The organism is Paenibacillus sp. R14(2021), from assembly GCF_019431355.1.
GTDB lineage: Bacteria > Bacillota > Bacilli > Paenibacillales > Paenibacillaceae > Paenibacillus_Z.
Map to the genome: position 1 here is coordinate 5670469 of NZ_CP080269.1, position 24467 is coordinate 5694935.

Sequence of the window (24467 nt, forward strand, 5' to 3'; positions counted from 1 at the left end):
ATCGCATGAAGCAAAGGAGCCCTTAGATTATGGCATTGTCACGCTCGGAATCCCGCCAACGCCGCAAGAAGCAGCGGTCAAACCGATTGCGACGCCTGTTGGTCGTCAACGCAGTTATGCTCCTTCTGATCGGCGTGCTGGTCGTCGTGTACGTCGTGCAGCTTCAAGACAGCGGCAAAAAGCTGGACACAACTGCGAATAACGGCGCACAGGACCAAGGCGGCAAGAATGCCGAAGGCTCGCAGGCTGCTGATACAGCACCTGCCGGGAATGAGAACGGCGCCGCTTCGAATCAGAACGGTAACAGCGGAGGCAGCGCTGCTAACGATGCTCCAGCCGGGAACGAATCGACAGACGATGCCGCTTCAGCCTCGAACGATGGGGCGAGCTCTCAAGCGGAGAATGCGAACGACGGCGGCTCAGGCGGTCATTCGGAGGAGGAGCAGCCAAGCGGCGGGGCGATTGCGCCGAGTGGAGAGAAGCAGGTGAAGCTCTCTTTCGCAGGCGATATTTTGCTGGCGGCTTCCGTGGAGAAGCTCATGTTGAAGAACGGATTCGAATATCCATATGCCAAGGTGCTTAAGTTTCTGAACAAGGCGGACTTCATGGCGGCCAATTTGGAAACGCCTGTTACGCTTCGGGGCACGCCGGCTGCGGATAAGCAGTATGTGTACAAATCTTCGCCGGATGCATTGCCTGCACTTAAGGAGTCCGGCATCGACCTTGTCAATTTGGCGAACAACCATTCCATGGATCAAGGCGAGGAAGGCTTGCTGGATACGATAGATTATTTGAACAAAGCGGGCCTCGCGAACATGGGGGCAGGACGTGATGACATCGAGGCGTACAAACCGGTGATCGTGAAGGCAAATGGCATCAGCGTTGCGTATATCGGACTATCCCGGGTTATTCCGACCGGCTCCTGGAAAGCAGGCAAGGCGCATCCCGGCCTGGCGGAGTCGTACGATCCGACACGGGCGGTTGCTGCAATCAAGCAGGCAAAGGAACAGGCGGATCTCGTCGTCGTCATGGTTCATTGGGGGACGGAGCTCAGCGATTCGCCGAACCCGGATCAAACGCGGCTTGGGCACACCTATGTCGATGCCGGAGCAGACCTGGTCATCGGCAGCCATCCGCACGTATTGCAGGGCATGGAGTCTTACAAGGGCAAATGGATCGCATACAGCCTGGGCAATTTTATTTTCGCCGGCATGCCGAATGAGAAGACAAAAGATACCGGCGTGCTGGATGCGGCATGCGACGCCGCTGGCCGGTGCAGCCTGCAGTTTCATCCCATGCGGGCGGATCAATCGCAGCCAGCACCTCTGGCCGGCGATGATGCATCAGCATTACTGAAGCGACTATCAGCGATATCGATTCATGCTTCGATTAATTCGAACGGCGATGTGAAGCCAAAGGAGTGAGCTCATTGTTAAACCCATGCGTAGCCCATCGCGGAGCATCCGGCCTGGCGCCGGAAAATACGATGGCGGCATTCCATGCCGCGCTTGCGTTTCCATTCGTGCAATGGATGGAGCTGGACGTACAGCTGTCCAAGGACGGGATTCCCGTCGTCATTCATGACGACACCTTGCGGCGCACAGCCAATACAGCCGGCCGCGTCAACGATTACACAGCAGAGCAGCTGGGACAGATGGATGCGGGGAGCTGGTTCGCTAAATCGTTTGCCGGCAAAGGTATTCCGACGCTCCAGCAGGTCATGGAGGAAACGATCGGCCGGTGCCGGCTCAACATCGAGCTGAAGACGTACGGCGGACGCTATCCCGGGATGGAGCAGAAGGTCGTCGACTTGCTGTATCGCAGCGGCTTGCAGCATGATGCGGTCATTACGTCCTTCGATCGCGAGGCGCTTCGCCGGGTGAGGGAGATTTCGCCGGACGTTCGGACCGGACTTATCATCGATGCGCTGCCATGGACGCTCGCGGAGGAGCTCAAACGTATGGATGCCTCATTCTTGTCAATTGGCTACACCCGCGTTTCCGAAGCGCTGCTGGAGGATATGAGCAAAGCGAATGTCACGGTGATGGCATGGACTGTGAACGATACGTCAATGATCAAGCGCCTGGCGGCTATGAGCAGCTCGCTTATGATTTGCACGAATTATCCGGACCGCTTCTTGGAAGCGGGACAATAACCGACAGGCCGGCTGCAGGGCGCCGGCCTGTTTTACTGTATAAAAAAGCGTACAGATCGGGTAGTTAGGCCGTCCTGTACGCTTGTTCCGTGCCGACGCGAGAACCATCTCGCGGCCCAAATTGGCCATGAGCAGCAGCACGTTATTTAAATAGCGTTCGGCGCTTATTTTCGCGGTATAATCGAGGTTGTAAGCAAACACTGCCGGTTATAAATCGCAGCCTGACGATACGAGTACAACGCCAAGGACATATTTTCTGCTTTCGGCGGTGAGCCGGGTAGCTTTCATCCGCGGCAGTAAGATGCCAGCAAGGATAAACGGGGGATAAAGGAATGGAATTATGGCTTCGCGCAGCTGCAGGTCTGCTGGGAAGCGGGCTCATTGCAGGTGCAGCCTACCGGGTACGCTCGCTCTCGCGATCGGGAGCTTGGGCTGCCGTGATTATGGGGACAGGCTTCGTGCTGCTTGGCGGTTCGTTCTGGTTCGGATCGCTGCTTGCTTTCTTCATCTCTTCTTCGATGTGGTCCAAATGGAAACGGCGGCACGCGCGCAAGGAAACCGCCGAGGCGAACTACGCCAAGAGCGGGCGGCGCGATGCCGTACAAGTATGGGCAAACGGCGGCCTGGGCCTGCTGCTGTGTGCGGGGCACGCGCTGCAACCGGATTCCGCCGCCTGGGCCTACGCCTTCATTGGCGTAATGGCGTCGGTGAACGCGGATACGTGGGCGACGGAGATCGGCGCCCTCAGCCGCCGTCTGCCGCGCTCGCTGCTCACCGGCCGCCGCGTCGCTGCCGGCACGAGCGGCGGCATCACGCCGCTCGGCAGCGCCGCCGCGCTGGCCGGGGCCGCATTCATCGGCGCAGCGGCTGCGCTGCTGCTCGGCGCGCCGCTAGCGCCGGCGGGCGTCTCGCCAGGCGCGCTGCTTGCCGCCGCCGCGATTGCCGGCACGGCCGGTGCCTTCGCGGATTCGCTGCTCGGCGCGACCGTGCAGGCGATGTACCGCTGCCGCAGCTGCGGCAGCGAAACGGAGCGCGCCGAGCACTGCGGCGCTGCTGCCGAGCGGATCCGCGGCTTCGCCGTCATGACGAATGACGCGGTTAATTTCGCGTCCTCGGCTATCGCCGGCTTGCTGGCGTGGGCCATCGGCTGTGCCTTCAGCTGAAGGCGCTTGGCGCGGATTTTCAGGCGCTCGAACGGCTGCGCCGCACTTTCCCAGGGCCGCTTATCCAGCGCCGGCGGGCAGCTCTTCGTGGCAGGCTGCAGCCAGCCCGCTGCGCGTAAAACCAAGATGGTCGCAATATTACAAGTTGGGCAAGGAAATAACCATTCCGTGCAGGTTGACAGGCATAGAATCGCCTAGTATCCTAACTCTGATAGAAATAATTTACAAATCGTCGTGTATTAATGAAAGCGAATTCATAGAATCGGAAGGAGAATGACCGATTGTGACGAATCAGCCGGCACAATCGCCGTTCGCGAGCAGACAGCTTCTGCTTCGGGCTGCGAATGTCAAGAAGGTGTTCGGACGCGGCGACACTGCTGTAACCGCTGTCAAGAATATTAATCTCAGCATCTATCAGGGCTCAATGATCGCACTCAAGGGACGTTCCGGCTCGGGGAAGACGACGCTGCTGAACCTGCTGGCAGCACTAGATCAGCCGACGGAGGGCGAGGTACTATTCAACGGACAAGTCATTTCCAAATTACCGGAGAAGCAGCGAAGCACTTGGCGGAGAACGCATCTGGGGCTTGTCTTCCAGGCGTTCGGCCTGATTCCGTTAATGTCCGCCTACGAGAACGTGGAGTTCGGCCTTCGCATTGCGGGCAGCGACCCTGCCCTGCATAAGGAGCGCGCGGAGCTTGCCCTGGATTGGGTCGGCATGAAGAGCCGGATGAAGCATCGGCCGCCGGAGCTGTCCGGCGGGGAGCAGCAGCGCGTCGCCATTGCAAGGGCAATCGCGCACAGGCCGATGCTGCTGCTGGCGGATGAGCCGACAGCCGAGCTGGACAGCCGGATGGGACTGCAGGTGATCAAGGTATTCCGCGATCTTGTCGAGAACCTGGGGATGACGATCGTGATGACAACGCATGACCCTGGCATTATGGAAATCGTCGATCACGTTATTGCATTGGAGGATGGAGAAATTGTCGCAGAGCCAAACGCGTAACCGCCGTCGTAAGTTGTATGTGAAAGAAGCGGCTGCCGCGCTGCTTGCCGTGTCGCTGCTCTCGGGCTGTTCGCTGGTGCCGACGAAAGGAACAACGATTCAGCCGCCGCTAATTAAACCGGCCGCCGAGAAGGTGGACGCGGTTGACGTGAAGAAGGGGAACATCGAACGGTATTTTTCCGGCACGGCCGTTGTCGCCTCCAGCCACAACGTACCGTTATTTTATAAAGAAAGCGGCAGGCTGAAGGAATTGTTCGTCACGCAGGGCGAGAAGGTGAAAGCCGGACAGCTGATCGCGGAGCTGGACCGCGGCGATTTGGATCTACGGGTACAGTTGGAGAAGCTTGCCATGGAGCGCGTCCAAATCGAATATAACCGAGCTAAGAAGGAAGGCGTAACCGGAACCGATCTCAGGATGAAAGAGATTGATCTGGAGCGAGAGCAGCTTGTTCTGGAATCGATGCTCCAGCAGCTGGCGACCGCCAAGCTTACCGCCGCAATGAGCGGCGTAATCTCGTATTCGGACACGAAATCGCCGGGGGACGGCGTGAACGGCTATACCCCGCTGGTGGTGATTTCCGACCCTACGCAGACGCGCTTGGTCTATACGGCCGATGATCCGAAGCAAATCTCCGCAATCGAGCGGGAAATGGCTGTTGAAGTAAGCATTAACGGAAAGAAATTAGCGGGCAAGGTGCTTCAGGCGCCGCTTGACGCACCCTTAACGGGCAATAAGGATATTGATGAGCGGAATATGAAGCTGCTGTACATCGGACTTTCGGATCCTGCCGCCAAGCTTCCGCTCGGTGCATCCGCGGATATCCGAATAGGGCTGGAGAAGAAGGAGAACGTCATCGTTATCCCGAGAAGCGGCCTGCGAACGTATTTGGGCCGGACCTATGTGCAAATTGTCGACGGCGACCGCCGCAAGGAAGTTGACGTAGAGCCGGGCGTTATGACCCAGACCGAGGTAGAGATCGTGAAGGGATTGGAAGCAGGCATGAAGGTTGTATTGAATAACTAATCCCGGCGGTTCAGGAGAGAAGAGGTGAAACAATGGCATTATGGACGATGATTTTTCGGAAAATGGCGAAGAATCGTTGGCTTCAGCTCAACCTTTGGTTTGGTCTTACGTTATGCGTTGCACTTTTCAGCTCCATGCCGCTTTACTCGCATGCGATTCTGCAGCGCACATTGTTTAAGGAGCTTCAACAGCTTCAGAAGGATCAGGGTATATATCCCGGCACGCTCCGAGCATCGACATCCGTCTCCGGCGGGCGTACGTTCGAAGCGATGCATTCGCAGATTGTGAAGGCCGACCGGTATATGGCGGCGGCGCCTGGGCGGCTCGGGCTTGACGCACAGTCCTATATTATATCGCGAGGCACGCAGTCGTTCCGGATTTTGCCTGCCGACGCATCCACGGAAGAGAAGCGGAGTATGAACGTGACAGGCACGTTCCGCACGGTCTCCGAGCTGGAGAAGCGGGTGAAGGTCATCGACGGACGTCTGCCGGATCCGAACCGCAGCGACGGCGTTTATGAAGCGCTCGTCACTCAGAAGTTCATCATCGACCTGAAGCGGGATATCGGTCATGAGTTTATCTACACCAACAAAGACACAGGCAAACAGCTGCGAATCATACCCGTCGGCATCGTGGAAACCAAGCAGGCGAACGATTATGATCAGTTCTATGTGGAGTCATACAATTCGTCCTTCTACATTCCGTTTAAGCAATTCAACCATGATTTCGTGGACAATCCCGGTCCGCTGAAGCTGTCGGTGCTCATCTGGCAGTATTCGCTCAACTACGAGCAAATGAACATCGACCGCATCGATAGCTATATGTCGCAATATGCAACGATGAACAATTACTTTAATACGCGCATTGGCATCGGTTCCGTCGACATGCCGGCCAAAACGCCGATTGCCACGTACACGGAGAAGAAAGAGAAGCTGAACCTCATGCTCTGGTCGCTGTATTCGCCCGTCATGTTCATGCTTGCATTCTACCTATACATGGCAGCCAATCTCATTATTGAGCGGCAGAAAACGGAAATTTCCGTCCTTCGCAGCCGCGGGGCCAGCAGGCTCCAGGTTATGTCTGTTTTCTTCATAGAGAGCGTGCTGCTCGGCCTTCTGGCACTGGCGGCAGGCCCATTCGTCGGCGTGTATTTCACCAAAATGCTAGGCGCGTCGAGCGGCTTCCTGGAATTCGTCCAGCGTGCATCCCTGGATGTCGTCCTGAACAGCACCTCGTACAAAATCGCGGGTGCGGCTGTCGCGGGATCCATCATTCTCATTCTCGTACCTGCCTTCCTGGCGACGAGGATTACGATTGTCGGGCATAAGCAGGCCATGGCGCGCCTGACCAAAATGTCGTTCTGGCATAAAACAGGCATCGACATCCTGCTGCTTGGCGGCGCGATCTATCTGCTTTACCTGTTTAATGGGCAGCAATCGAATTTGAAGGATTTGGCGCTGGATCCCAATTCGATTCATGTGAATCCGCTAATGTTCTTCATGCCCGCGATCTTCTCGCTGGGTGCAGGTCTGTTCCTGCTTCGCATCTATCCGTGGTTCATCAAGCTCGTGTTCTGGATCGGCAGGAGATGGTGGACGCCTGCGCTTTACTCTACGCTGCTGCAGATCAGCCGCTCGTCGTCGCAATATTTGACGATTAAAGTGTTTCTCATTATGACGGTCGCAACGGGGCTGTTCAGCGCGAACGCAGCCCGTACGATCAACGGGAACATGGAAGACCGTATTCAATATTCGACCGGCTCGGACATTCAGCTAGCCGTCCACTGGGACAATGACAAGCCGCCGCCCTCGCCCTCGATGCCGCAGGGCGCTCCTGATGGAGGCGACGCTGATACCGCTGTGATGAAGCCTAAGGTAGTCACGTATACGGAGCCGTCGTTCATGACGATGACCCAGCTTGCGGGCGTGGATACGGCTGCACGCGTGTTCCGCAAGGAGAACGCAAGCTTCGCGGCGGGCGGGCAAAACGGAGCCGTAACACTTTACGGCATCGATACGTTCGATTTCGGCAAAGTGGCTTGGATTCGCGGCAGCTTGCTGCAGTATCCGCTTAACAGCTATTTGAACCTGCTGGCCTCCAATCCAAAGGCCGTTCTTGTCTCGAGATCGATGGCCAAGAAATACGGCGTCAAGACAGGCGATACGATTTCGGCCAAATGGGAAGGGCTGGACAGTGCGAACTTCATCGTGTACGGCATTGTGGATTATTGGCCGGGCTGGAGTCCGCTGCCAGAGTCCGGCGATGCGGATAATCCGGAGGTACAGCTGCCGAATTTGATTGTTGGGCATCTCTCTTACATTCAGAATCATCTGGCGCTTGAGCCGTACGATGTATGGATCAAGCTGAAGGCGGGTGCAACCAGCAAAGTCATCTACGAGGATCTGATCAAGAAAGAGATTCCGATTGAGAAGCTCGTGGATGCCGGACAGCTGCTGATCCGCTCCAAGAATGATCCGTTCCGCCTTGCCATCAACGGGGTTATGACGCTTGGGTTTGTCATCTCCATGCTGATCAGCTTCTTCGGTTTTCTGCTGTTCTGGGTGCTCACCTTGTCTGGGAGGACCTTGCAGTTCGGCATTCTGCGGGCGATGGGCATATCGTTCCGGCAAATTATCGGAATGCTCCTAAGCGAGCAGCTGTTGACCTCTGCGGCAGCCATTCTGTTCGGCGTAATTATAGGGAACACGGTGAGCAGCCTGTTCGTGCCGCTCTTCCAGTTATCGTTCAGCGCCAAAGACCAGGTGCCTCCGTTTGAAATCGTCCGACAGCTGAGCGATTATGTGCAGTTGTACAGCGTCGTCGGGTTCATGCTGGCAATCGGCCTTGCGGTGCTCGGCATTCGGGTTTCGCGCATGAAGATTACGCAAGCGCTGAAGCTTGGGGAGGAATAGACCATGATACATTGCGACGGACTCGTGAAAATCTACAAGACCGACGATCTGGAGGTCGTTGCGCTGCAGGGGCTTGATCTGCATGTGGAAGCCGGCGAGCTGATGGCGATTATCGGCAACAGCGGCAGCGGCAAATCGACCCTGCTGAATATGCTGGGCGGTCTTGACCGTCCCTCCGCAGGCAAGCTGCTCGTAGACGAGAAGGACCTGCTGAAATTCACAGAGCGCGATTTGGTTAAATACAAGCGGGAGACTGTCGGGTTCGTATGGCAGAACAACGCGCGCAACCTGATTCCCTACTTGACCGCGCTTGAGAACGTGGAGCTGCCTATTCTGCTGAAAGGCCGCGGCAAACGGCTTCGGGCGCTTGAGCTGCTGGATGCCGTAGGGCTGAGCCACCGGATCAAGAACCGGCTCAGCGAGCTGTCCGGCGGCGAGCAGCAGCGGGTCGCCATCGCGATTGCGCTTGCCAACGAGCCGAAGCTGCTGCTTGCGGATGAGCCGACAGGCTCGCTCGATACTCGGATGTCGAATCAAATTCTGGATTTGTTCCGAGAGCTTAACCGAAGTATCGGCATTACGATCGTTATCGTTACGCATGACCCGCTGCTTGCGAGGAAGGTGGACCGCGTCGTAGCCATTCGCGACGGCAAGACGTCCTCGGAAATTATCCGGCGGCAATCGTACGCGGAGGAGCTGGCCGCGCTTGAAAGCGGGGCGGCAATCGCTGCGGAAGAGAGTCATGTGGAGTATGCTGTTATCGATAAGGCGGGGCGGCTGCAAATTCCGTCCTCCTATCTACAGGCGGATGAGTTCAAGGAAAAGAATAAAGTGCGCGTCGAGAAAGAAGAAGGTCGGATCATTCTGTATCCGCCCGAGATGTAAGCCGCGTACACCAACAAGCAGAAGCCCGCGACATAGCGGGCTTTTTGCTGCAGCTGGCCAGCCGGTATGATGACGGCTGGCTTGCTATTTATCAACCACTTTTTAAATCTTAGTTTACAGGTCGGAATAATGGTTGTATAATGGGGCCATGAACATCAAGGCGTTGCCTTGTTAGGACCGACCAGCAAACTGGAGGTTCTCCAACCGATACTTCTGCGGAAGATTGGATTAGGAGAGCCTCCTTTTTGCTGTGCGCTATTTCTAAGGGCTTGAAGCACTTCAAATTGAATGATAGGGGAATGAGTGTTATGCCAAAAGCGATATTGATTTCCGGGAGCCCCAATCCGCTGTCTCGATTGACCGGCATACTGAACTATGCCGAGAAGAAGCTGACGGAGCTCGGCTGGGAGACAACCAGCCTGCAGGTGGCGTCGCTGCCCGCGGACGACTTGATCCAGGCCCGTTTCGACAGCCCGGCCATCGTGGAGGCGAACCGATTGGTTGAAGAAGCAAATGCCGTCATTATCGCAAGTCCTGTCTATAAAGCCGCGTACACAGGCGTTCTCAAAACCTACCTTGACCTGCTGCCGCAGAAAGGGCTGGCCGGCAAAGTCGTGCTGCCTCTTCTTATCGGTGGAACGCCCTCCCATCTGCTTGCGATCGATTTCGCGCTGAAGCCGCTGTTATCAGCCTTGCAAGCGCGCCATGTGGAACAAGGTGCCTACGCCGTCGATTCGCAAATTATCCGGTCGGAGGACGGTCAGTTCGTGCTTGACGAAGCATTGACCCAGCGGCTGGATGCATCCATCGCTGCTTTCGCGGAATCGACGAAATTATTTGCGAGGCCGTCTGTCATTTCAAGCTCGTAGTGTCGCCATTTCATTGCCATCGGAGGTTTCATTCATGTCCAACAATTCTGCAAAACAAACGTTTATTACGGTAAGTCTGCTTCTTCTCGCACTTCTTGTTTCGGCCTGCTCGTCCAATTCCGGTTCATCGGCCGGCAGCGGGGACGGTGCGAAGACGAACGCGGCCAATACGGCGGCAGGCACAAACGCTGATGCCGGCAATCAACCGAAGGCATGGAAGGAAGTGCATATTGGTTACCAGAAGTACGGTACCGTTAATATTTTGAAATCGCAGGGGACGCTCGATAAGCGTCTGGAGCAGGAAGGCTACAAGGTCACATGGACGGAATTTCCCGGCGGTCCTCAACTGCTGGAGGCGCTGAATGTGGGCAGCATCGACATCGGACATACGGGAGAAGCACCGCCTATTTTCGCGCAGGCGGCCGGCGCCGATTTGGTCTACTTGGCGCATGAAGCACCGAGTCCGACCAGCGAGGGCATTCTCGTACCGAAAGATTCGCCGGTTAAATCGCTCGCGGATCTCAAAGGCAAGAAGGTCGTGCTGAATAAAGGCTCCAACGTCCACTATCTGCTCGTCAAAGCGCTTGAAAAGGCAGGACTGAGCTACGGCGATATTACGACCGTCTTCCTGCCGCCCGGCGATGCCCGCGTCGCATTTGAGAAAGGCGATGTGGATGCCTGGGTCATCTGGGACCCCTTCCTCGCCGCCGCACAAACCGCAACGGGTGCCAAGCTGCTCGCTGACGGCAAGGAATTGGTCGCGAACCAGGAGTTTTATCTGGCTTCCCGCAGCTTCGCGTCAGCGAACAAGCCGATTGTCGAAGCGTTTCTCGGTGAGCTGACGAAGGTAGACGATTGGGCTGCTGCCAATCAGCAAGAAGTCGCGAAGCAGCTCTCGCCGCAGCTCGGCATCGACATCCCGTCGCTGGAGCTGGCGGCCGGCCGCAGACCCTACGGCGTCGTGGCCATCGACGATGCCGTGATCGAGGCACAGCAGCGCATTGCCGACACGTTCTTCGACCTTAAGCTGATTCCGAAGGCCATTCAGGTTAAAGACGCGCAGCTGAAGTAAGATGTGAACGAGACACCGCTTCCCCCTCAACTACCCGAGAAGGATGTGTACAATATGGAATTGTTCTGGTTTATTCCCTTGCATGGCGACGGACGTTATCTGGGCAGCAGTAAAGGCGCCCGGCAGGTCGACGGCGCTTATATGCGGCAAATTGCTCAAGCGGCGGACAGTTTAGGATTCAGCGGCGTGCTGCTCCCAACGGGAACTTCCTGCGAAGACGCTTGGGTAGCCGCATCGTCGCTCATATCGGCGACGGAACGGCTCAAGTTTCTCGTCGCCGTCCGCCCGGGCTTGATGTCGCCCTCGCTGTCCGCTCGCATGGCGGCTACGTTCGACCGGCTGTCGGAAGGGCGGCTGCTCGTCAATGTCGTAACCGGCGGCGACCCCGTCGAATTAGCCGGCGACGGTTTGTTTCTCAGCCACGATGACCGCTATGCGCTCACTTCGGAATTTCTAGAAGTTTGGCGAAGAGAACTGTCCGGCGAGGTCGTCGACTTTCAGGGCAAGCATCTGCGTATCGAAGGCGGGAGGGCAATCTATCCCCCTGTCCAAAGACCTTATCCGCCATTGTATTTCGGCGGATCGTCGGAAGCCGCGGTCGATGTGGCGGCCGAGCATATCGATGTGTATTTAACCTGGGGGGAGCCTCCGGGCGAAGTGGCTGCCAAAATCAAACGCGTCCGAGAAGCTGCCGCAAGCCGCGGGCGGAGCGTCCGCTTCGGTATCCGGCTGCATGTGATTGTTCGGGAGACCGCGGAGGAAGCGTGGGCAGCGGCAGACAATTTGATTCGTTATGTCGATGACGAAGCCATTGAGGCGGCGCAGCGCGTGTTTGCGCGGTACGATTCCGTCGGCCAGCAGCGGATGACGCGCTTGAACCGAGGCGACCGCTCCTCGCTCGAGATCTCGCCGAATTTGTGGGCCGGCGTCGGTCTTGTCAGGGGCGGTGCCGGAACGGCACTTGTCGGTGACCCGGAAACGGTTGCACAGCGGATCAAAGAATACAGCGAACTCGGTATCGATACGTTTATACTGTCTGGTTATCCGCATCTGGAAGAGTCGTACCGCGTTGCGGAGCTTCTGTTCCCGCTGCTGCCGCTGTCGCATTCTTCCGCGGGGAGCAGACCGGAGGGCGCGCCTTACGGCGAAATCATCGCAAACGCGATCAAGCCCACCGAGCTCTCTTCGGCGCGATGATGGAGGGATGGACCTATGCGTGCTCAAGCTGTTTCCAAGTCTAGTGCTTGGTCCAAGCACGGCCTGCCATGGCTGCTGCCTGCCGTTATCGTCGTGGTCTGGCAGCTGCTCGGCGAACTAGGATTTATGTCGGATCGCATCCTGCCGACGCCGTTATCGATCGGGCGGGCAGGGTGGTCGCTTGCGGAAAGCGGTGTGCTGTTTCAGTATATTGGCACCAGTACGCAGCGGGCGCTGATCGGGCTCGTCATCGGCGGTGCAGTCGGTTTGTTCTTCGGGTTTTTGAACGGCATGATTCCGGTGTCGGAGAAGCTGACGGACACGAGCATGCAGATGCTGCGAACCGTTCCGCATCTGTCACTGATCCCGCTCGTCATTCTATGGTTCGGCATCGGCGACGAAGGCAAAATCTTTCTGGTTGCGCTTGGCACCGTCTTCCCGGTGTATCTGAATACGCTGCACGGCATTCGCTCCGTCGACCCAGGCTTGATTGAGATGGGAAGAACCTATGGGTTAAACGGGTGGCAGCTGTTCCGGAACGTCATTTTGCCGGGGGCGCTGCCGTCCATTTTAGTCGGCGTCCGCTTCGCGCTCGGCATTATGTGGTTGTCGCTTATCGTAGCCGAGACCATTTCCGCCGATTCCGGGATCGGCTATATGGCGATGAACGCACGCGAATTTTTTCAAATGGACGTCGTCGTCCTTAGCATTATTCTTTACGCGCTGCTTGGTAAGCTATCCGACTGGCTCGCGAGATGGATGGAAAGGAGCTGGCTGAAATGGCATCCGCACTTCCGGCAAGGCCGTTGATCGGCGAATTGAACGAGCTTGCGGCCGTAGAGGAGAAGGAGTCCCGGGAGGGACATTTCCCGCAGCCGGCGCCTGCTTTCTCCGAGGATGAGAGCGGGAAGCCGTTTGGCGCTCAAGTCGGGCTCGGCCGCGTGTCGTTCTCCTTTGGTGAGAAGCCCATTATCCGGCAATTGAGTGCTGAGATCGGTGAGGGCGAATTCGTCTCCATCGTTGGGCGAAGCGGCAGCGGCAAGAGCACGCTGCTTCGTCTCATTGCCGGATTGGAGGAGCCGGGGAGCGGGAGCATCGCCTTGGACGGCGTTCCTTCCGCGGGATTGCGACCGGACGTCCGCGTCATGTTTCAGGAGGCGCGTCTGCTGCCGTGGAAATCGGTACTCGACAATGTGCGCATTGGCGCGCCGGGCGGCGACCGGGCCAAGTCGGAGGAAGCGCTGGGACTGGTCGGGCTCGCGTCATTCGCAAAAAGCTGGCCGTCCGATCTCTCGGGCGGCCAGCGGCAGCGCGTGGCGCTGGCCCGCGCGCTTGCCGGCAGCCCGCGCCTGCTGCTGCTCGACGAGCCGCTTGGCGCCTTGGATGCGTTGACGCGCATCGAGATGCAGCAGTTGATCGAGCGGCTGTGGCGGGAGCGCCGGTTTACCGCCGTGCTCGTCACGCATGACGTCAGCGAGGCCGTCGCGCTCGGCGACCGCGTCATGCTCGTGGAGGACGGCGCGATTTCGCTCGACGTGAGCGTATCGCTGCCGAGGCCGAGAGAGCGCGATCAGAGCTTTGCCTACTATGAACGGCACATTTTGGACCGGGTGATGACGAAGTCGGCGGAGGAACGGCATGCGGGTATCGGTCAAGGTTATATCATTTAGCTGGACTGCCCACAAAAAAAGCAGCGGATGCGCACGATTCGATCGTGGCGGCACCCGCTGCTTTTTCGTTCGTTCTTTGTTTACTGCGTAAGTTTCTCCATCTGCTCAATGAGGCTCTCGAATACGCTCATCGCTTCTTCGATCGGCGCAGGCGAGGACATGTCGACGCCGGCCTTCTTCAAGATGTTGATGGAGTAGTCGCTTCCGCCGCTCTTCAGGAAGCCGAGGTAGCGCTCCACGGCAGGCGCGCCTTCTTCGAGGATCTGCTTGGAGAAGCTCGTCGCTGCGGAGAAGCCCGTCGCGTATTTAAACACATAGAAGCTCGTGTAGAAATGCGGAATGCGCGCCCATTCCATCTCGATATCCTTATCGATGACCATACCGTCGCCGTAGTAAAGCTTGTTGAGGTCATAGTAGATTTTGCTGAAGTCCTGCGGTGTGAGGGATCCGCCTTCTTCGGCGCGTTCGTGAATGATTTTCTCGAACTCGGCGAACATCGTTTGGCGGAAAACCGTCGTGCGGAATTGATCCGCATAGTAGGTAAGCAGGTACATTTTCTCCTTCGGATCCGTCGACTTCTTCAGCATGTAATCCATGAGAAGGGCTTCGTTCAGCGTCGAAGCGACCTCGGCGAGGAAGATCGTATACTGCGCGTCGCGGTAATCCTGATTGCCGTCGGAGTAGTACGAGTGCAAGGCGTGGCCCATTTCGTGCGTGAGCGTGAACATGCTGTTCAAGTTGTCTTTGTGGTTCAGCAGCACGTAAGGGTGCGTGCCGTAAGCGCCCCAGCTGTAAGCACCGCTGCGCTTGCCTTCGTTCTCGTAGACGTCAATCCAGCTCTTGTCGAACCCATCCTGCAGCACGTTCAGATAATCTTCGCCGAGCGGCTTCAAGCTTGCCTTGACCGTCTCTTTGGCCTGTTCGAACGTAATGTCCATCTTAAACTCGTCGACCAGCGGCGCAAACAGATCGTACATATGCAGCTCATCAACCTTCAGCAGCTTCTTGCGAAGCTCCATATAGCGGTGCATGAGCGGAAGATGCTTATGGATCGTGCCGATCAGATTCGTATATACCTCTTTGGGGATATTATCGCCGTATAGGGACATTTCGAGCGTCGACGGATATTTGCGGGCGCGGGCATAGAACATGTTTTTCGTTACGTTTGCGCTCAGCGTGGAGGCAATCGTGTTCTTCAGTTTGCCGTACGTATCGTACATCGCCTTGAACGCGCCTTCGCGCACTTCGCGGTTTTTGCTTTCCAGAAACTGTATGTAGCGGCCCTGCGTCAATTCAACCTCTTCGCCGTTCTCGTCCTTGACTTTCGGGAATTTGAGATCGGCGTTGTTCAGCATGCTGTAGATCGTGCCAGGTGCCTGGCTGATGTTGCCGACCTGCGCCAGCAGCGCTTCTTCCGTTTTGGACAGTACATGGGCTTTCTGGCGGCGCATTTCCTCGAGCGTCTGTTTGTATTTCGCCAGCTCCGCGTTCTCGATCATACCATTCAACGCTTCATCGGACAGACTGAGTACCTCGGGCGTAATGAAGGAAAGGGCTTCACCGGTCTCCACGCTCAATTTTTTCGATTTATCGGAGAGGGCCTGGAAGGAAGGCTCTGCCGTATCCTCGTGATGCTTCATGTTGGCATATACGTAGAGGCGTTCGACTTTGAGCGACAGGTTGTCTTCGAGCTCGAAGCAGGCTTTGAGCTGCGACGCATCGGCAAGCTTGCCCTGGAAACCCTCAGCCTGCTTCATTTGTTCCTTCGCCTGCGTATATTCCTTGTCCCATGCGGATTGATCGGCGAACAAATCCTCTAGCTTCCAGCGGTCTTCGGGTGCAGTTTCGGAACGCTTTGGTACTTGGTTCATAGGAACCCTCCTCGCCTGAATGTTGGTTGGTGTTTCGGTATGAGCAGCATGGGTTTCTTGCGTGAACAAGCAGTCGGCGCTGCCTTGCAGCAGCGACAACGACAATACGAGAGGCATCCATTTCAAAACAGAGGTCACGCTCCTTACAGAATGTGCCTCTTAGTTTGACCCGGCTGCCCGCTCGTTATGACCCCATCGTGGCTAAGCTGTAAACAATCAAGAAGAATGCGAAGGCGATGAATACGATCGCCGCGAGGGCAAGGCCTCTGCGCAAGTTCGCGGGAATGTTGTTCCGCTGCATAATAATGATGCCGCCCAGCGAAAAAGCCGCAATGATGAAAATAATCGTAGATGTCTTATCCACCTGACTAAGAGCTCCCCTCCGCACAACCTATGCACGTTTACATAGGGTTATGTTCGATAAGCAGCATGGAAATTCCTGCATTCAAGACGATTGGTTTGCGTTCACAGGCGGAAGCCAGGGAGTGCAGCATTCGTCTCAAAGACGATTGGTTTGCGTTACACTTCGCGGAAGTTTTCCATGATAGCGGCCAATTCTTCTTCTCGGCCGACGAAGTCTTCTTTGCGGAAGCGGTTCTCCGCCCAGTGCAGCATTTCCGGACGACTGACGAACGTATGGCTTTCTTCGCCCCATTGATCGGAAATTTCCCGAACGATGAGCGTCTTGCCCTGCACTTCCACGTTAAGCATGTTGTATTTGTCGGTCTTATAAATTTGGACTTTTTTAAACATAAGGACCATCCCTTCGGTGAAGCAAGTTGTATCCTCCAATGATAGCCAAAAACAGGGGTAGAAATCAAATGGATACCATGTTAAAATGTGGAAACCTCAAGAGGCAGAGCGGTAAATTTCCGTTTTGCCGCAGATGAGCTGAGTTAGATTGAATCGAGACGAGCGAGAGCCGAGGAGAGATGAGGATGAATCAAGGGTATGAACAGATCGGCGTTGCGGTGACCTGCCGCAGCTTCGAGGAGTATGTGCGGATGTTCGATCTGCAGGAAAACGAGCTGATCGGCAGGCTGCTCGATATCGCGGGAGGAGCGTCTTCCTTCACGGCCGATGCTGCTGCCAAGGGGCTGGATGCTTATGCGGCAGATCCGAGGTTTGTTTACGATCATGAGCAGCTGACGAACGAGGCGAAGCAGGAGATTGCCGATTCCAGCGCAAAGCTGCAGCGATTGAGCGGTAAGTTCGACTTGAGCTATTATGGCTCGATGGCAAATCACCGTGCCGGAAGAGAGGCATCGCTGCAGCGCTTTGCCGCGCATTACGCCGATGCATCAGTGCGAGCGGAACGTTACTTGGCCGGCAAATTGCCGAATCTGCCCTTCGCGGATGCGCAATTCGATGTTGTATTCTGCAGTCACTTTCTGTTTCTGTACGAAGAGCAGTTTGACTATGCCTTTCATCGCCACGCGCTATTTGAAATGATGCGAATCTGCAAGCCCGGTGGCTGCATACGAATCTATCCCGTCGTGACACTGCAATGGAAGCCGTACACTTACATGGAAGAGCTGCTGCAGGCGATTCGCGAACGCGGCGGTTCTCCGGGTTTTTTTCGATCCAAGCTCCCTTTTATACCAGGATCAGAGCTTGGACTATTTGTCAACCTTTAATTGCAAAACCCTGTTTCTAGGCATATACTAAAGGAAGCCGCCGGTTAAACGGTGTTCATTTCTAGGAGGTTGTTATTTTGAAAGGAACAGTAAAATGGTTTAATGCAGAAAAAGGCTACGGATTCATTCAAGTGGAGAACGGCGAAGACGTGTTCGTTCATTATTCCGCCATTCAAGGCGAAGGCTTCAAGTCATTGGACGAAGGCCAGTCCGTCGAGTTCGACATTACACAAGGCAACCGCGGGCCGCAAGCCGCTAACGTCACCAAACTGTAAGAGCGAGGTTTCCACCGTGGAAGCTTCTTAAATAATGAAGCAAAGGCTGCAAAATCATTGACCGACAATTCGTTGTCGGGTTTTTTATTGCCTTGAAATCAAAAAGCCCCTCGCATGAATGCCCTCCGCTAGCAGATCACTTCCGTTCAAGTGTCCTGCTTTCCGAGCGGAGATTCGTCATAAGGGGCTTTTTATCAAATCAGCCGTTAATTTCGGGTGGTATAGTGTTTGATCAAAAATGACGCAGACGCAATAAGTGCGAGTGCCATAGCCAGCTGGAAAAAGGCCGTTTTACCGAAATGCTCGAAGATGGGGCCGCCGACGGTTCCGCTGACGACTCCGGCAAATCCGCTCCATACCACGGCGTAGATCGCTTGCCCGGAGGACCGGTATTCGTCCGGGATAATGGAGGTTAGATAACGCAGCGCCGTTACGAAATAAATGCCGAACGTAATGCTGTGCATCGCTTGAATCGGGATGATCCAAATCGGCGACGTAATTTCGCTGAGCAGCCAGAACCTGACGGCATACATCAAGCTGGCGATCGCAAGCAGCGGCAGCTCCTTGAACTTGTGTCCGTATTTGCCGAGGAAGAAGAGCACAGGTATTTCGCTCATGGCCGAGGTTAGCCAAGCCGTGCCGACGAGCGAATCGCTGGCGCCCATCTCTCGCATCGTGACAGCCAGGAAGCCTTCGTACATCCGGTGCGATATGGAAACAACTAGAATGATGGCAAAATAAACGATAATGCTTGGTTTGCGGATGAGCTTGAAGAAGCCGGAGAAGTCGATTTTTCGGCTGGCGCCCTGATAGTCTTTCAGCATGAAGGTCATCATCAACGAGAGACCGATAGAGACGATGGCGAGCGGTACCGTTGCCCCTGTGCCGGTTAGCTTCAACAGCTGTCCGATGAGGAAGGCCGAGAAGGCGAAGCCGAGTGAACCGAAGATACGGATGAGTGCGTAGGGCTTCGACGTAAACTGGCTTGAGAGCAGGATAAGGCTGTCGCTCAGCGGGTTGACAGGTGTCTGAAAGAAGTAGAACGCCAGCATTATGAGGCAGACGATGATGAATGCATCCGTCGTAAATAACAGCGACACCATGATTAATTGGCCGAACATGAGCAGGGTCATGATTTTCTTGATCGTTCGGAACTTGTCACTGGCGGTGCCGAATAAGATGTTGGCAAAGATCGAGATGAACGGCCCGATGGAATAGATGATGCCGATCTGGGAGGCGGTATAGCCCCTGTCCAAAAAGTAGAGCGGAAAGTAGGAAACGACCAACGCTTGGCTGGTATAAACCATGTACATGAAAATACGAAGCATGAGCACTTCGCGTCCGCTCCCGAGCCTGGCAGAAGCGCCTGTCGGCGCTTGCTTGGAGCCCGATCGTACCTGTGATTGTAACGATTCCATTATGACAGTCACTCCAAATCCGTTGCTGGCAATATGTACCCAAGTATAGCATATGGGGAACAAGTTTTCGCGCTGGATTTGTACTCTATGAAATGGTACATTATTGGATGGAGGTTTTGAGACGTGAATCATTACTTTACCTGGAATGACCGGCTTGGAATCTCGCTCCCGACGATCGAACGGGAATGGGAAGCCTTCAGTGAAGCGGAGCGTACGTACATTGTGACACAATGGGAAGACATCCGCGGGTCCATTCCAGACCGAGTTATCGCATTTGAACGCGTTATTAATGCGAAACAGGCGCAGTTGTTCGAGGAAGAAGACTTCGAACGCTCCTGCGACATTAATTTGGACATTGCGGAGTTTGCCAGCCGGATCAACGATCTGCATATCTGGTACCGCATGAATCAAGAGATCGAATCGAAGCGCCATTCCTGAGCAGCGGAGTGGAATAAAGGAGGGCGCCCACTAATGCTTATTTCAGCGCAGGCCCGCCAAGTGCCAAAGACACCCGTTACCCTTATGTACAGGGTATACAAATATGTGTTGCCGGAAGTGCGTGCAGAGCTGGGGCGGTTAAGAGTCATCGCCGAACGTATTCCTGACGATGAATTACGCATACAAGCGATCGCTAGTATGACTAGCAAGCAGTTCCATTGTGAGGGCGGCGGCATTTATGCGGCTGCCAACTTAAACAGCAGACATATCTTGATTCCGCTAATTGTATGCCTGCAAACGATCAGCGATTATTTGGACAATCTGTGCGATCGCAGCACGTCGCTCGATCCGGATGATTTCCGGCTGCTGCATCAATCCATGCTGGATGCTGTTGATCCCGATGCGCCGCTGCGAGATTATTACGCGCTTCGGACGGAACGGGACGACGGGGGTTATCTGCATGAGCTTGTTCGCACTTGCCAAGCCTCCATACGGCAGCTGCCTTCTTATTCTGCCGTCCAGCCCTATGTGTCGGAGTTGGTTGGTCTGTACGGGGATTTGCAGGTGTACAAACATATTGTGAAGGAAAAGCGCGAGCCCGCCTTGCTGGAATGGTGGGGCAAGCACGGATATACCGTGCCGCATCTGCATTGGAATGAGTTTGCGGCTGCGACCGGTTCGACGCTCGGGATGTTCATGCTGTTTCTCGCTGCTTCCGTAGAGGGCTGTTCGCCCGAGGAAGCACTTGAAATCCGGAGTGCTTATTTTCCGCATGTTTGCGGCCTTCATATTATGCTCGATTATTTGATTGATCAGGAGGAAGATCGAATCGGAGGCGATTTGAACTTCTGTAATTACTATAGCAGTCAGAGCCAGCTTGTCGAACGAATCGGCGATATCGTCGAGCGTGCCCGGCAGGATGTCAATAGACTGCCCGTACCTAGATTTCACCGCATGGTTATAGAAGGACTGCTGGCCTTGTACCTGTCGGATCCCAAAGTGCGCGGACAGCAGGATGTACAGCTTGTATCCAAACGGCTTATGCGAAGAAGTCCATTGACGCGCTTATTCTTCTGGGGGAACAGCGTCGTTATTCGTTTGCGTCAATCTTCGAACTGAATCAATGCATACACAGATAAGATAAGGAGTGGATAGGTATGTCAGCAGTAAAGTCGATTGCCGTTCTAACAAGCGGCGGAGATTCGCAAGGGATGAATGCCGCAGTTCGTGCAGTTGTCCGAAGCGGGCTATATCATGGTCTTGATGTTTACGCCGTACAGCGCGGATACCAAGGCCTGATTAATAATGATTTGCGCCAGATGGATCTGCGCAGCGTAGGCGACATTATTCAGCGCGGCGGCACAATTCTTCAAACGGCACGCTGCAAGGAATTTCTGACGCCTGAAGGCCAGCAGAAAGGCGCCGACGTGCTTCGCGAGCGCGGAATCGACGGACTTGTCGTTATTGGCGGAGACGGCTCTTATCAAGGCGCGAACAAGCTGTCCAAGCTCGGCATCAAAACGATGGGTCTTCCAGGCACGATCGATAACGATATTCCGTTCACCGATTATACGATCGGTTTTGACACGTCTGTTAGTATCGTTGTTGATGCCATCAACAAGCTCCGCGACACGATGACCTCGCATGAGCGCTCCTCGATCGTGGAAGTTATGGGCCGTCATTGCGGCGACATTGCACTCTATGCGGGGCTTGCAAGCGGCGCCGAGACGATTATCGTTCCTGAAGTTCCTTATGATCTCGATATGGTCGCGAAGCGGATGGAAGAAAACTTCCAGTCCGGCAAACGCCATAGTATTATCGTTGTCGCCGAAGGCGCCGGTTCAGGCGACGAAATCGGCCGCGGCATCACGATGCGCTGTGGCATGGAGCCGCGGGTGACGGTGCTCGGGCATATTCAACGCGGTGGATCGCCGACGCATAACGATCGGGTGCTCGCGAGCCAGCTCGGCGATTTTGCGGTTCGCAAGCTGATGGAAGGCGATTCCGGCAAAGCCTGCGGCATTATCAAAGGCGAGCTTACTCTTACGGACATCGACACAGTCGTCAATACGAAGAAGCCGTTTAATATGGACTTGTACAATTTGGCACTTCGCTTATCGCTATAAGTAAACATGGGCCTTATCCAAGAGAAAACCAGGATGTTGCTTTCTGGCTGACCTGCTCTTGAATAAGGCTTTCGTTTTGTCAAAAGGGTCTGCAGCGGGCAGTGAATCAGTGAATACGAAAAAGAAAGAGGAGCGTGTACGAATAATGTTTCTGTACAAGATTGAAATTGAAATGGAAGACACCTCAGCCCATCTGATTCTCCTTGCCGAGACCGACGAGAAGGCGTTCTCCGTCGTGGACAGCCATGTCGCCAGACATTACATAAAAATGCCGATTTTGAAATCCGTAGCCATTGTAGAAAAGAAGCGTACGGAAGCAGGCTCGGGGTATTTGATCCCGCAGCAGTAAACGCGGAGGCTGCGTCGGTCTTTAGTAAATAATGGTGAAAGTGGTATTGACCCGATAAACAAAACATACTAAAATGTATGTAAAGTGACTAAATCGGGGGGATTTTCCACATGCGAATTACAATCATAGCCGGAGCCACTCGGCGCGATTCCACAAGCGCCATGCTATCATATTACATTGCAGCCTTAATGCGAGCTGAAGGTCATGAGGCCGAGGTGTTCGATTTGCGCGTGAAGCCGCTGCCGCTGTACAACGACGATATCGAGGAGATGCATCCCTTTACGTCGGAGCTGCAGGATGCGGTCTTTCACAGCGATGCGGTCGTGCTCAGCACGCCGGAATTTCACGGAAGCATGAGCGGCGTGTTGAAGAATGCGCTGGACCACTTAAGTTCGGATCAATTTGACGGCAAAGCGGTGCTCTCGATAAGCGCTGCCGGCGGATCCGTAGGGGTCAGTTCCTTACAACATCTGCAAACGATTGTTCGAAACTTACATGGTATTAACTGCCCGGAGTGGATATCGATCGGCGGGGCGCAGCGTCAATTCAATGGCGACGGCACGCCTGCATTGCCGGATGTGCAGAAGCGGGTGAACCGTACGGTATCGTATTTCTTGCAGCTAGCATCCAAACAGCGCAGTTAAACAATGAGAAACGCTCTGCCGGGGGAGAAGAGATTCTTCCTTGGCAGAGCGTTTTTGGTCTGACGTTAGAATTTTGCATCAGCCGTGTAATGATTATTTGCGTTCCATAGCAAGTATTCCTGTACGCCGGCGTCTTGAAGCGCTTTAATCTGAGCGTCCACTTGCGGTTTGCCGTATTTGATATAATGGCCTTTACCGAGCCAGCTTGCCGTAAAGTCTTGAATCCATGGCCGTATGACCGGCTTGAACGAACCGATCGGATCCAGTTTCTTGTGCGTATCCTTCATTGCGCCTTGAATCGTCGCATAGGGGTTCGTATCCGGGTCCTTCACGCCGAACCAGCCGGTGCTGTAATGGCTCGGATAGATCATCGGCGAGATCACGTCAACATGTTTGGAGATTTTTACGAAATCCTGACCGATGCCTTCCGCTGCAGGCACCGATGCTGCATAACCGAAGATATCGACGGACACCCGCACGCCTAGAGGCTCAAGCTTTGACTTGGCATAGTCGACGAAGGCTGCAATCGTATCCACGCGGGAAGCTTTCGTTTTGTCGAAGATGAGGGAGTCCGCCTTTTTCTCGAAACCTTCGGGAAACCGCACATAGTCGAACTGAATTTCCTTGAAGCCCATTTTGGCAGCTTCTTTAGCGACGGCAATGTTATAGTCCCATACTTCCTTCTTGTAGGCATTGACGAAGCTGTCGCCTTTACCGTTCGCCCAGACCGAGCCGTCCTTGCGTCGGAACGACAGTTCCGGATGACTGCGGGCAAGCACGGTATCTTTGAAGACGACAATTCTGCCGATAGGATACACGTTATGCTTCTTCAACCGTTCCATTAATAAGGGCATATCGCGAATATACTTCTGCGGTTTGCCGAGCTTGAGCAGCTCTGGGTTCGCAGTAGGGTACGTAATATAACCGTTATCGTCTTTGATATCGATGACCATGCTGTTGAGATCCGTGTCGTCAAGCAGCTTGAGCAGCGAATCCATGCGGGTACCGCCTGCGCTGTGCGCGGTCACGTAAATGCCCTTGACTTTGGGCGCGTCAGGCTGTGGGTCATGCTTGACGAAGGCATTGCCGGTATTTCCGTTCGTCGGGGCAACTGCCGGTTTTCCTGTGTCGGTCGTGGTTCCAGAGAGCGCGAGGGCGCCAGGCTGAAGTTTAACGGCCGGCGCGGTTAACAAGTCGGCCAGCAGTTGATGGGTGGAGGCGGTTTGTGTTCCGGCTCCGGAAGTAGATCCTGTCAAAACATGAAACAACAGTAATAAAGTCGAAATAATTGCGTCCATTATGCTCTCTCCCCGCATGCGAAGTCAGTAAAATTATAAATCAGTTTCAGGTGAAGGCACAGCGTTATTTTTCCGGATCGTGAAAATAAATGCAAGGATTCGTCCCGTCCGCATAGTTATGTATAAACAAAAAAAGAACGAGAACAACAAGTTGTTCCCGCTCTCATCATCTATTGCAAAAGCACTTCTCTTTGGTGCTCGCAAATACTGTGTTGTACGATTTCCATTGCGTCTTCTGGTTCCAGCACTGCCAGTCCATCCCGAAGCACGATATTCAAATTCAATTCCCGCTCCGTGAGGAAAGGCACTAATTCTGGTGCTAACTTCTCCACAATCTGCAACAATCTGACCGTTTCCATATCCATGAAGCATCACCCTTTCATCTTAAAATGGAGGGTAAAACGTATGGCACGAAACTTTGTATTGCACGGGATATGTATATTATAACAGCAGCATCT

At 54.8% G+C, this 24467-nt stretch carries 25 protein-coding genes; 19 read left to right on the top strand and 6 right to left on the bottom strand.

What is annotated here, in order from left to right:
• The first annotated feature begins 29 nt into the window (after positions 1 to 29).
• The 12 genes from KXU80_RS26295 (at position 30) to KXU80_RS26350 (ending at position 13953) form a co-directional block, all read left to right on the top strand.
• On the top strand, positions 30 to 1424 hold the full coding sequence (locus tag KXU80_RS26295; protein ID WP_219836034.1) for a CapA family protein: 1395 nt from the start codon (positions 30 to 32) through the stop codon (positions 1422 to 1424).
• Positions 1421 to 2155, top strand: a complete 735-nt coding sequence (locus tag KXU80_RS26300; protein WP_374987729.1) for a glycerophosphodiester phosphodiesterase — start codon at positions 1421 to 1423, stop codon at positions 2153 to 2155. The genes KXU80_RS26295 and KXU80_RS26300 overlap by 4 nt, the downstream gene beginning before the upstream one ends.
• 332 nt (positions 2156 to 2487) lie before the next feature.
• Positions 2488 to 3318, top strand: a complete 831-nt coding sequence (locus tag KXU80_RS26305) for a DUF92 domain-containing protein (protein WP_219836036.1) — start codon at positions 2488 to 2490, stop codon at positions 3316 to 3318.
• Between the two features lie 283 nt (positions 3319 to 3601).
• Positions 3602 to 4324, top strand: coding sequence for an ABC transporter ATP-binding protein (locus KXU80_RS26310; RefSeq protein ID WP_219836037.1), 723 nt, complete (start codon positions 3602 to 3604; stop codon positions 4322 to 4324).
• Positions 4302 to 5348: an efflux RND transporter periplasmic adaptor subunit gene (locus KXU80_RS26315; protein ID WP_219836038.1), complete on the top strand. Its 1047-nt coding sequence runs from the start codon at positions 4302 to 4304 to the stop codon at positions 5346 to 5348. Before KXU80_RS26310 ends, KXU80_RS26315 begins: the two co-directional genes overlap by 23 nt.
• A 32-nt stretch (positions 5349 to 5380) precedes the next feature.
• On the top strand, positions 5381 to 8260 hold the full coding sequence (locus KXU80_RS26320) for an ABC transporter permease (protein WP_219836039.1): 2880 nt from the start codon (positions 5381 to 5383) through the stop codon (positions 8258 to 8260).
• 3 nt (positions 8261 to 8263) lie between these two features.
• A complete protein-coding gene (locus KXU80_RS26325; RefSeq protein ID WP_219836040.1) occupies positions 8264 to 9145 on the top strand; it encodes an ABC transporter ATP-binding protein in 882 nt (293 codons plus the stop codon).
• Positions 9146 to 9453: 308 nt separating this feature from the next.
• Positions 9454 to 10014: an NADPH-dependent FMN reductase gene (ssuE, locus tag KXU80_RS26330; protein ID WP_219836041.1), complete on the top strand. Its 561-nt coding sequence runs from the start codon at positions 9454 to 9456 to the stop codon at positions 10012 to 10014.
• Between the two features lie 34 nt (positions 10015 to 10048).
• Positions 10049 to 11086, top strand: a complete 1038-nt coding sequence (locus tag KXU80_RS26335) for a sulfonate ABC transporter substrate-binding protein (protein WP_219836042.1) — start codon at positions 10049 to 10051, stop codon at positions 11084 to 11086.
• A gap of 54 nt (positions 11087 to 11140) precedes the next feature.
• A complete protein-coding gene (gene ssuD, locus KXU80_RS26340) occupies positions 11141 to 12283 on the top strand; it encodes an FMNH2-dependent alkanesulfonate monooxygenase (protein ID WP_219836043.1) in 1143 nt (380 codons plus the stop codon).
• 15 nt (positions 12284 to 12298) lie between these two features.
• Positions 12299 to 13093: an aliphatic sulfonate ABC transporter permease SsuC gene (gene ssuC, locus KXU80_RS26345; RefSeq protein ID WP_219836044.1), complete on the top strand. Its 795-nt coding sequence runs from the start codon at positions 12299 to 12301 to the stop codon at positions 13091 to 13093.
• Complete coding sequence (locus KXU80_RS26350; protein WP_219836045.1) at positions 13063 to 13953, top strand: ABC transporter ATP-binding protein; 891 nt, start codon at positions 13063 to 13065, stop codon at positions 13951 to 13953. Before ssuC ends, KXU80_RS26350 begins: the two co-directional genes overlap by 31 nt.
• 80 nt (positions 13954 to 14033) lie before the next feature.
• Here the strand turns inward: KXU80_RS26350 and pepF are convergent, their stop codons facing one another.
• The 3 genes from pepF to KXU80_RS26365 all read right to left on the bottom strand — a co-directional run bounded on the left by pepF (position 14034) and on the right by KXU80_RS26365 (position 16577).
• Positions 14034 to 15824 (bottom strand): oligoendopeptidase F, encoded by a 1791-nt coding sequence (gene pepF, locus KXU80_RS26355; RefSeq protein ID WP_219836046.1) that lies wholly within the window; start codon positions 15822 to 15824, stop codon positions 14034 to 14036.
• Positions 15825 to 16008: 184 nt separating this feature from the next.
• Entirely contained in the window at positions 16009 to 16188 is a 180-nt protein-coding gene (locus KXU80_RS26360; protein ID WP_219836047.1) for a hypothetical protein, read from the bottom strand.
• Positions 16189 to 16343: 155 nt separating this feature from the next.
• Positions 16344 to 16577 (bottom strand): hypothetical protein, encoded by a 234-nt coding sequence (locus KXU80_RS26365; RefSeq protein ID WP_219836048.1) that lies wholly within the window; start codon positions 16575 to 16577, stop codon positions 16344 to 16346.
• Between the two features lie 185 nt (positions 16578 to 16762).
• On the opposite strand from KXU80_RS26365, the gene KXU80_RS26370 reads away from it, so the two are divergent.
• Together KXU80_RS26370 and KXU80_RS26375 are read left to right on the top strand one after the other, a co-directional pair.
• Positions 16763 to 17461, top strand: a complete 699-nt coding sequence (locus tag KXU80_RS26370; RefSeq protein WP_258171160.1) for a methyltransferase domain-containing protein — start codon at positions 16763 to 16765, stop codon at positions 17459 to 17461.
• A gap of 77 nt (positions 17462 to 17538) precedes the next feature.
• On the top strand, positions 17539 to 17736 hold the full coding sequence (locus KXU80_RS26375) for a cold shock domain-containing protein (protein ID WP_090981718.1): 198 nt from the start codon (positions 17539 to 17541) through the stop codon (positions 17734 to 17736).
• A 206-nt stretch (positions 17737 to 17942) separates the two neighbouring features.
• Here KXU80_RS26375 and KXU80_RS26380 read toward each other — a convergent pair whose 3' ends face one another.
• Complete coding sequence (locus KXU80_RS26380) at positions 17943 to 19154, bottom strand: MFS transporter (protein ID WP_219836050.1); 1212 nt, start codon at positions 19152 to 19154, stop codon at positions 17943 to 17945.
• Positions 19155 to 19277: 123 nt separating this feature from the next.
• Here KXU80_RS26380 and KXU80_RS26385 point away from each other — a divergent pair, with 123 nt between their 5' ends.
• From KXU80_RS26385 to KXU80_RS26405, 5 genes are all read left to right on the top strand, one after another.
• Positions 19278 to 19592: a hypothetical protein gene (locus KXU80_RS26385; RefSeq protein ID WP_219836051.1), complete on the top strand. Its 315-nt coding sequence runs from the start codon at positions 19278 to 19280 to the stop codon at positions 19590 to 19592.
• Positions 19593 to 19625: 33 nt separating this feature from the next.
• The gene (locus KXU80_RS26390) at positions 19626 to 20711 is read left to right on the top strand and encodes a tetraprenyl-beta-curcumene synthase family protein (RefSeq protein WP_219836052.1); all 1086 of its coding nucleotides are present in this window, start codon (positions 19626 to 19628) and stop codon (positions 20709 to 20711) included.
• A gap of 38 nt (positions 20712 to 20749) precedes the next feature.
• Positions 20750 to 21718, top strand: coding sequence for a 6-phosphofructokinase (gene pfkA, locus KXU80_RS26395; protein WP_219836053.1), 969 nt, complete (start codon positions 20750 to 20752; stop codon positions 21716 to 21718).
• 145 nt (positions 21719 to 21863) lie between these two features.
• A complete protein-coding gene (locus KXU80_RS26400; protein WP_219836054.1) occupies positions 21864 to 22067 on the top strand; it encodes a DUF3906 family protein in 204 nt (67 codons plus the stop codon).
• Between the two features lie 110 nt (positions 22068 to 22177).
• Complete coding sequence (locus KXU80_RS26405) at positions 22178 to 22711, top strand: NADPH-dependent FMN reductase (RefSeq protein WP_219836055.1); 534 nt, start codon at positions 22178 to 22180, stop codon at positions 22709 to 22711.
• A gap of 65 nt (positions 22712 to 22776) precedes the next feature.
• Here the strand turns inward: KXU80_RS26405 and KXU80_RS26410 are convergent, their stop codons facing one another.
• Both KXU80_RS26410 and KXU80_RS26415 read right to left on the bottom strand, forming a co-directional pair.
• Positions 22777 to 24009: a putative glycoside hydrolase gene (locus KXU80_RS26410; RefSeq protein WP_219836056.1), complete on the bottom strand. Its 1233-nt coding sequence runs from the start codon at positions 24007 to 24009 to the stop codon at positions 22777 to 22779.
• Between the two features lie 170 nt (positions 24010 to 24179).
• Positions 24180 to 24374: a hypothetical protein gene (locus KXU80_RS26415; RefSeq protein WP_219836057.1), complete on the bottom strand. Its 195-nt coding sequence runs from the start codon at positions 24372 to 24374 to the stop codon at positions 24180 to 24182.
• Positions 24375 to 24467 lie beyond the last annotated feature (93 nt).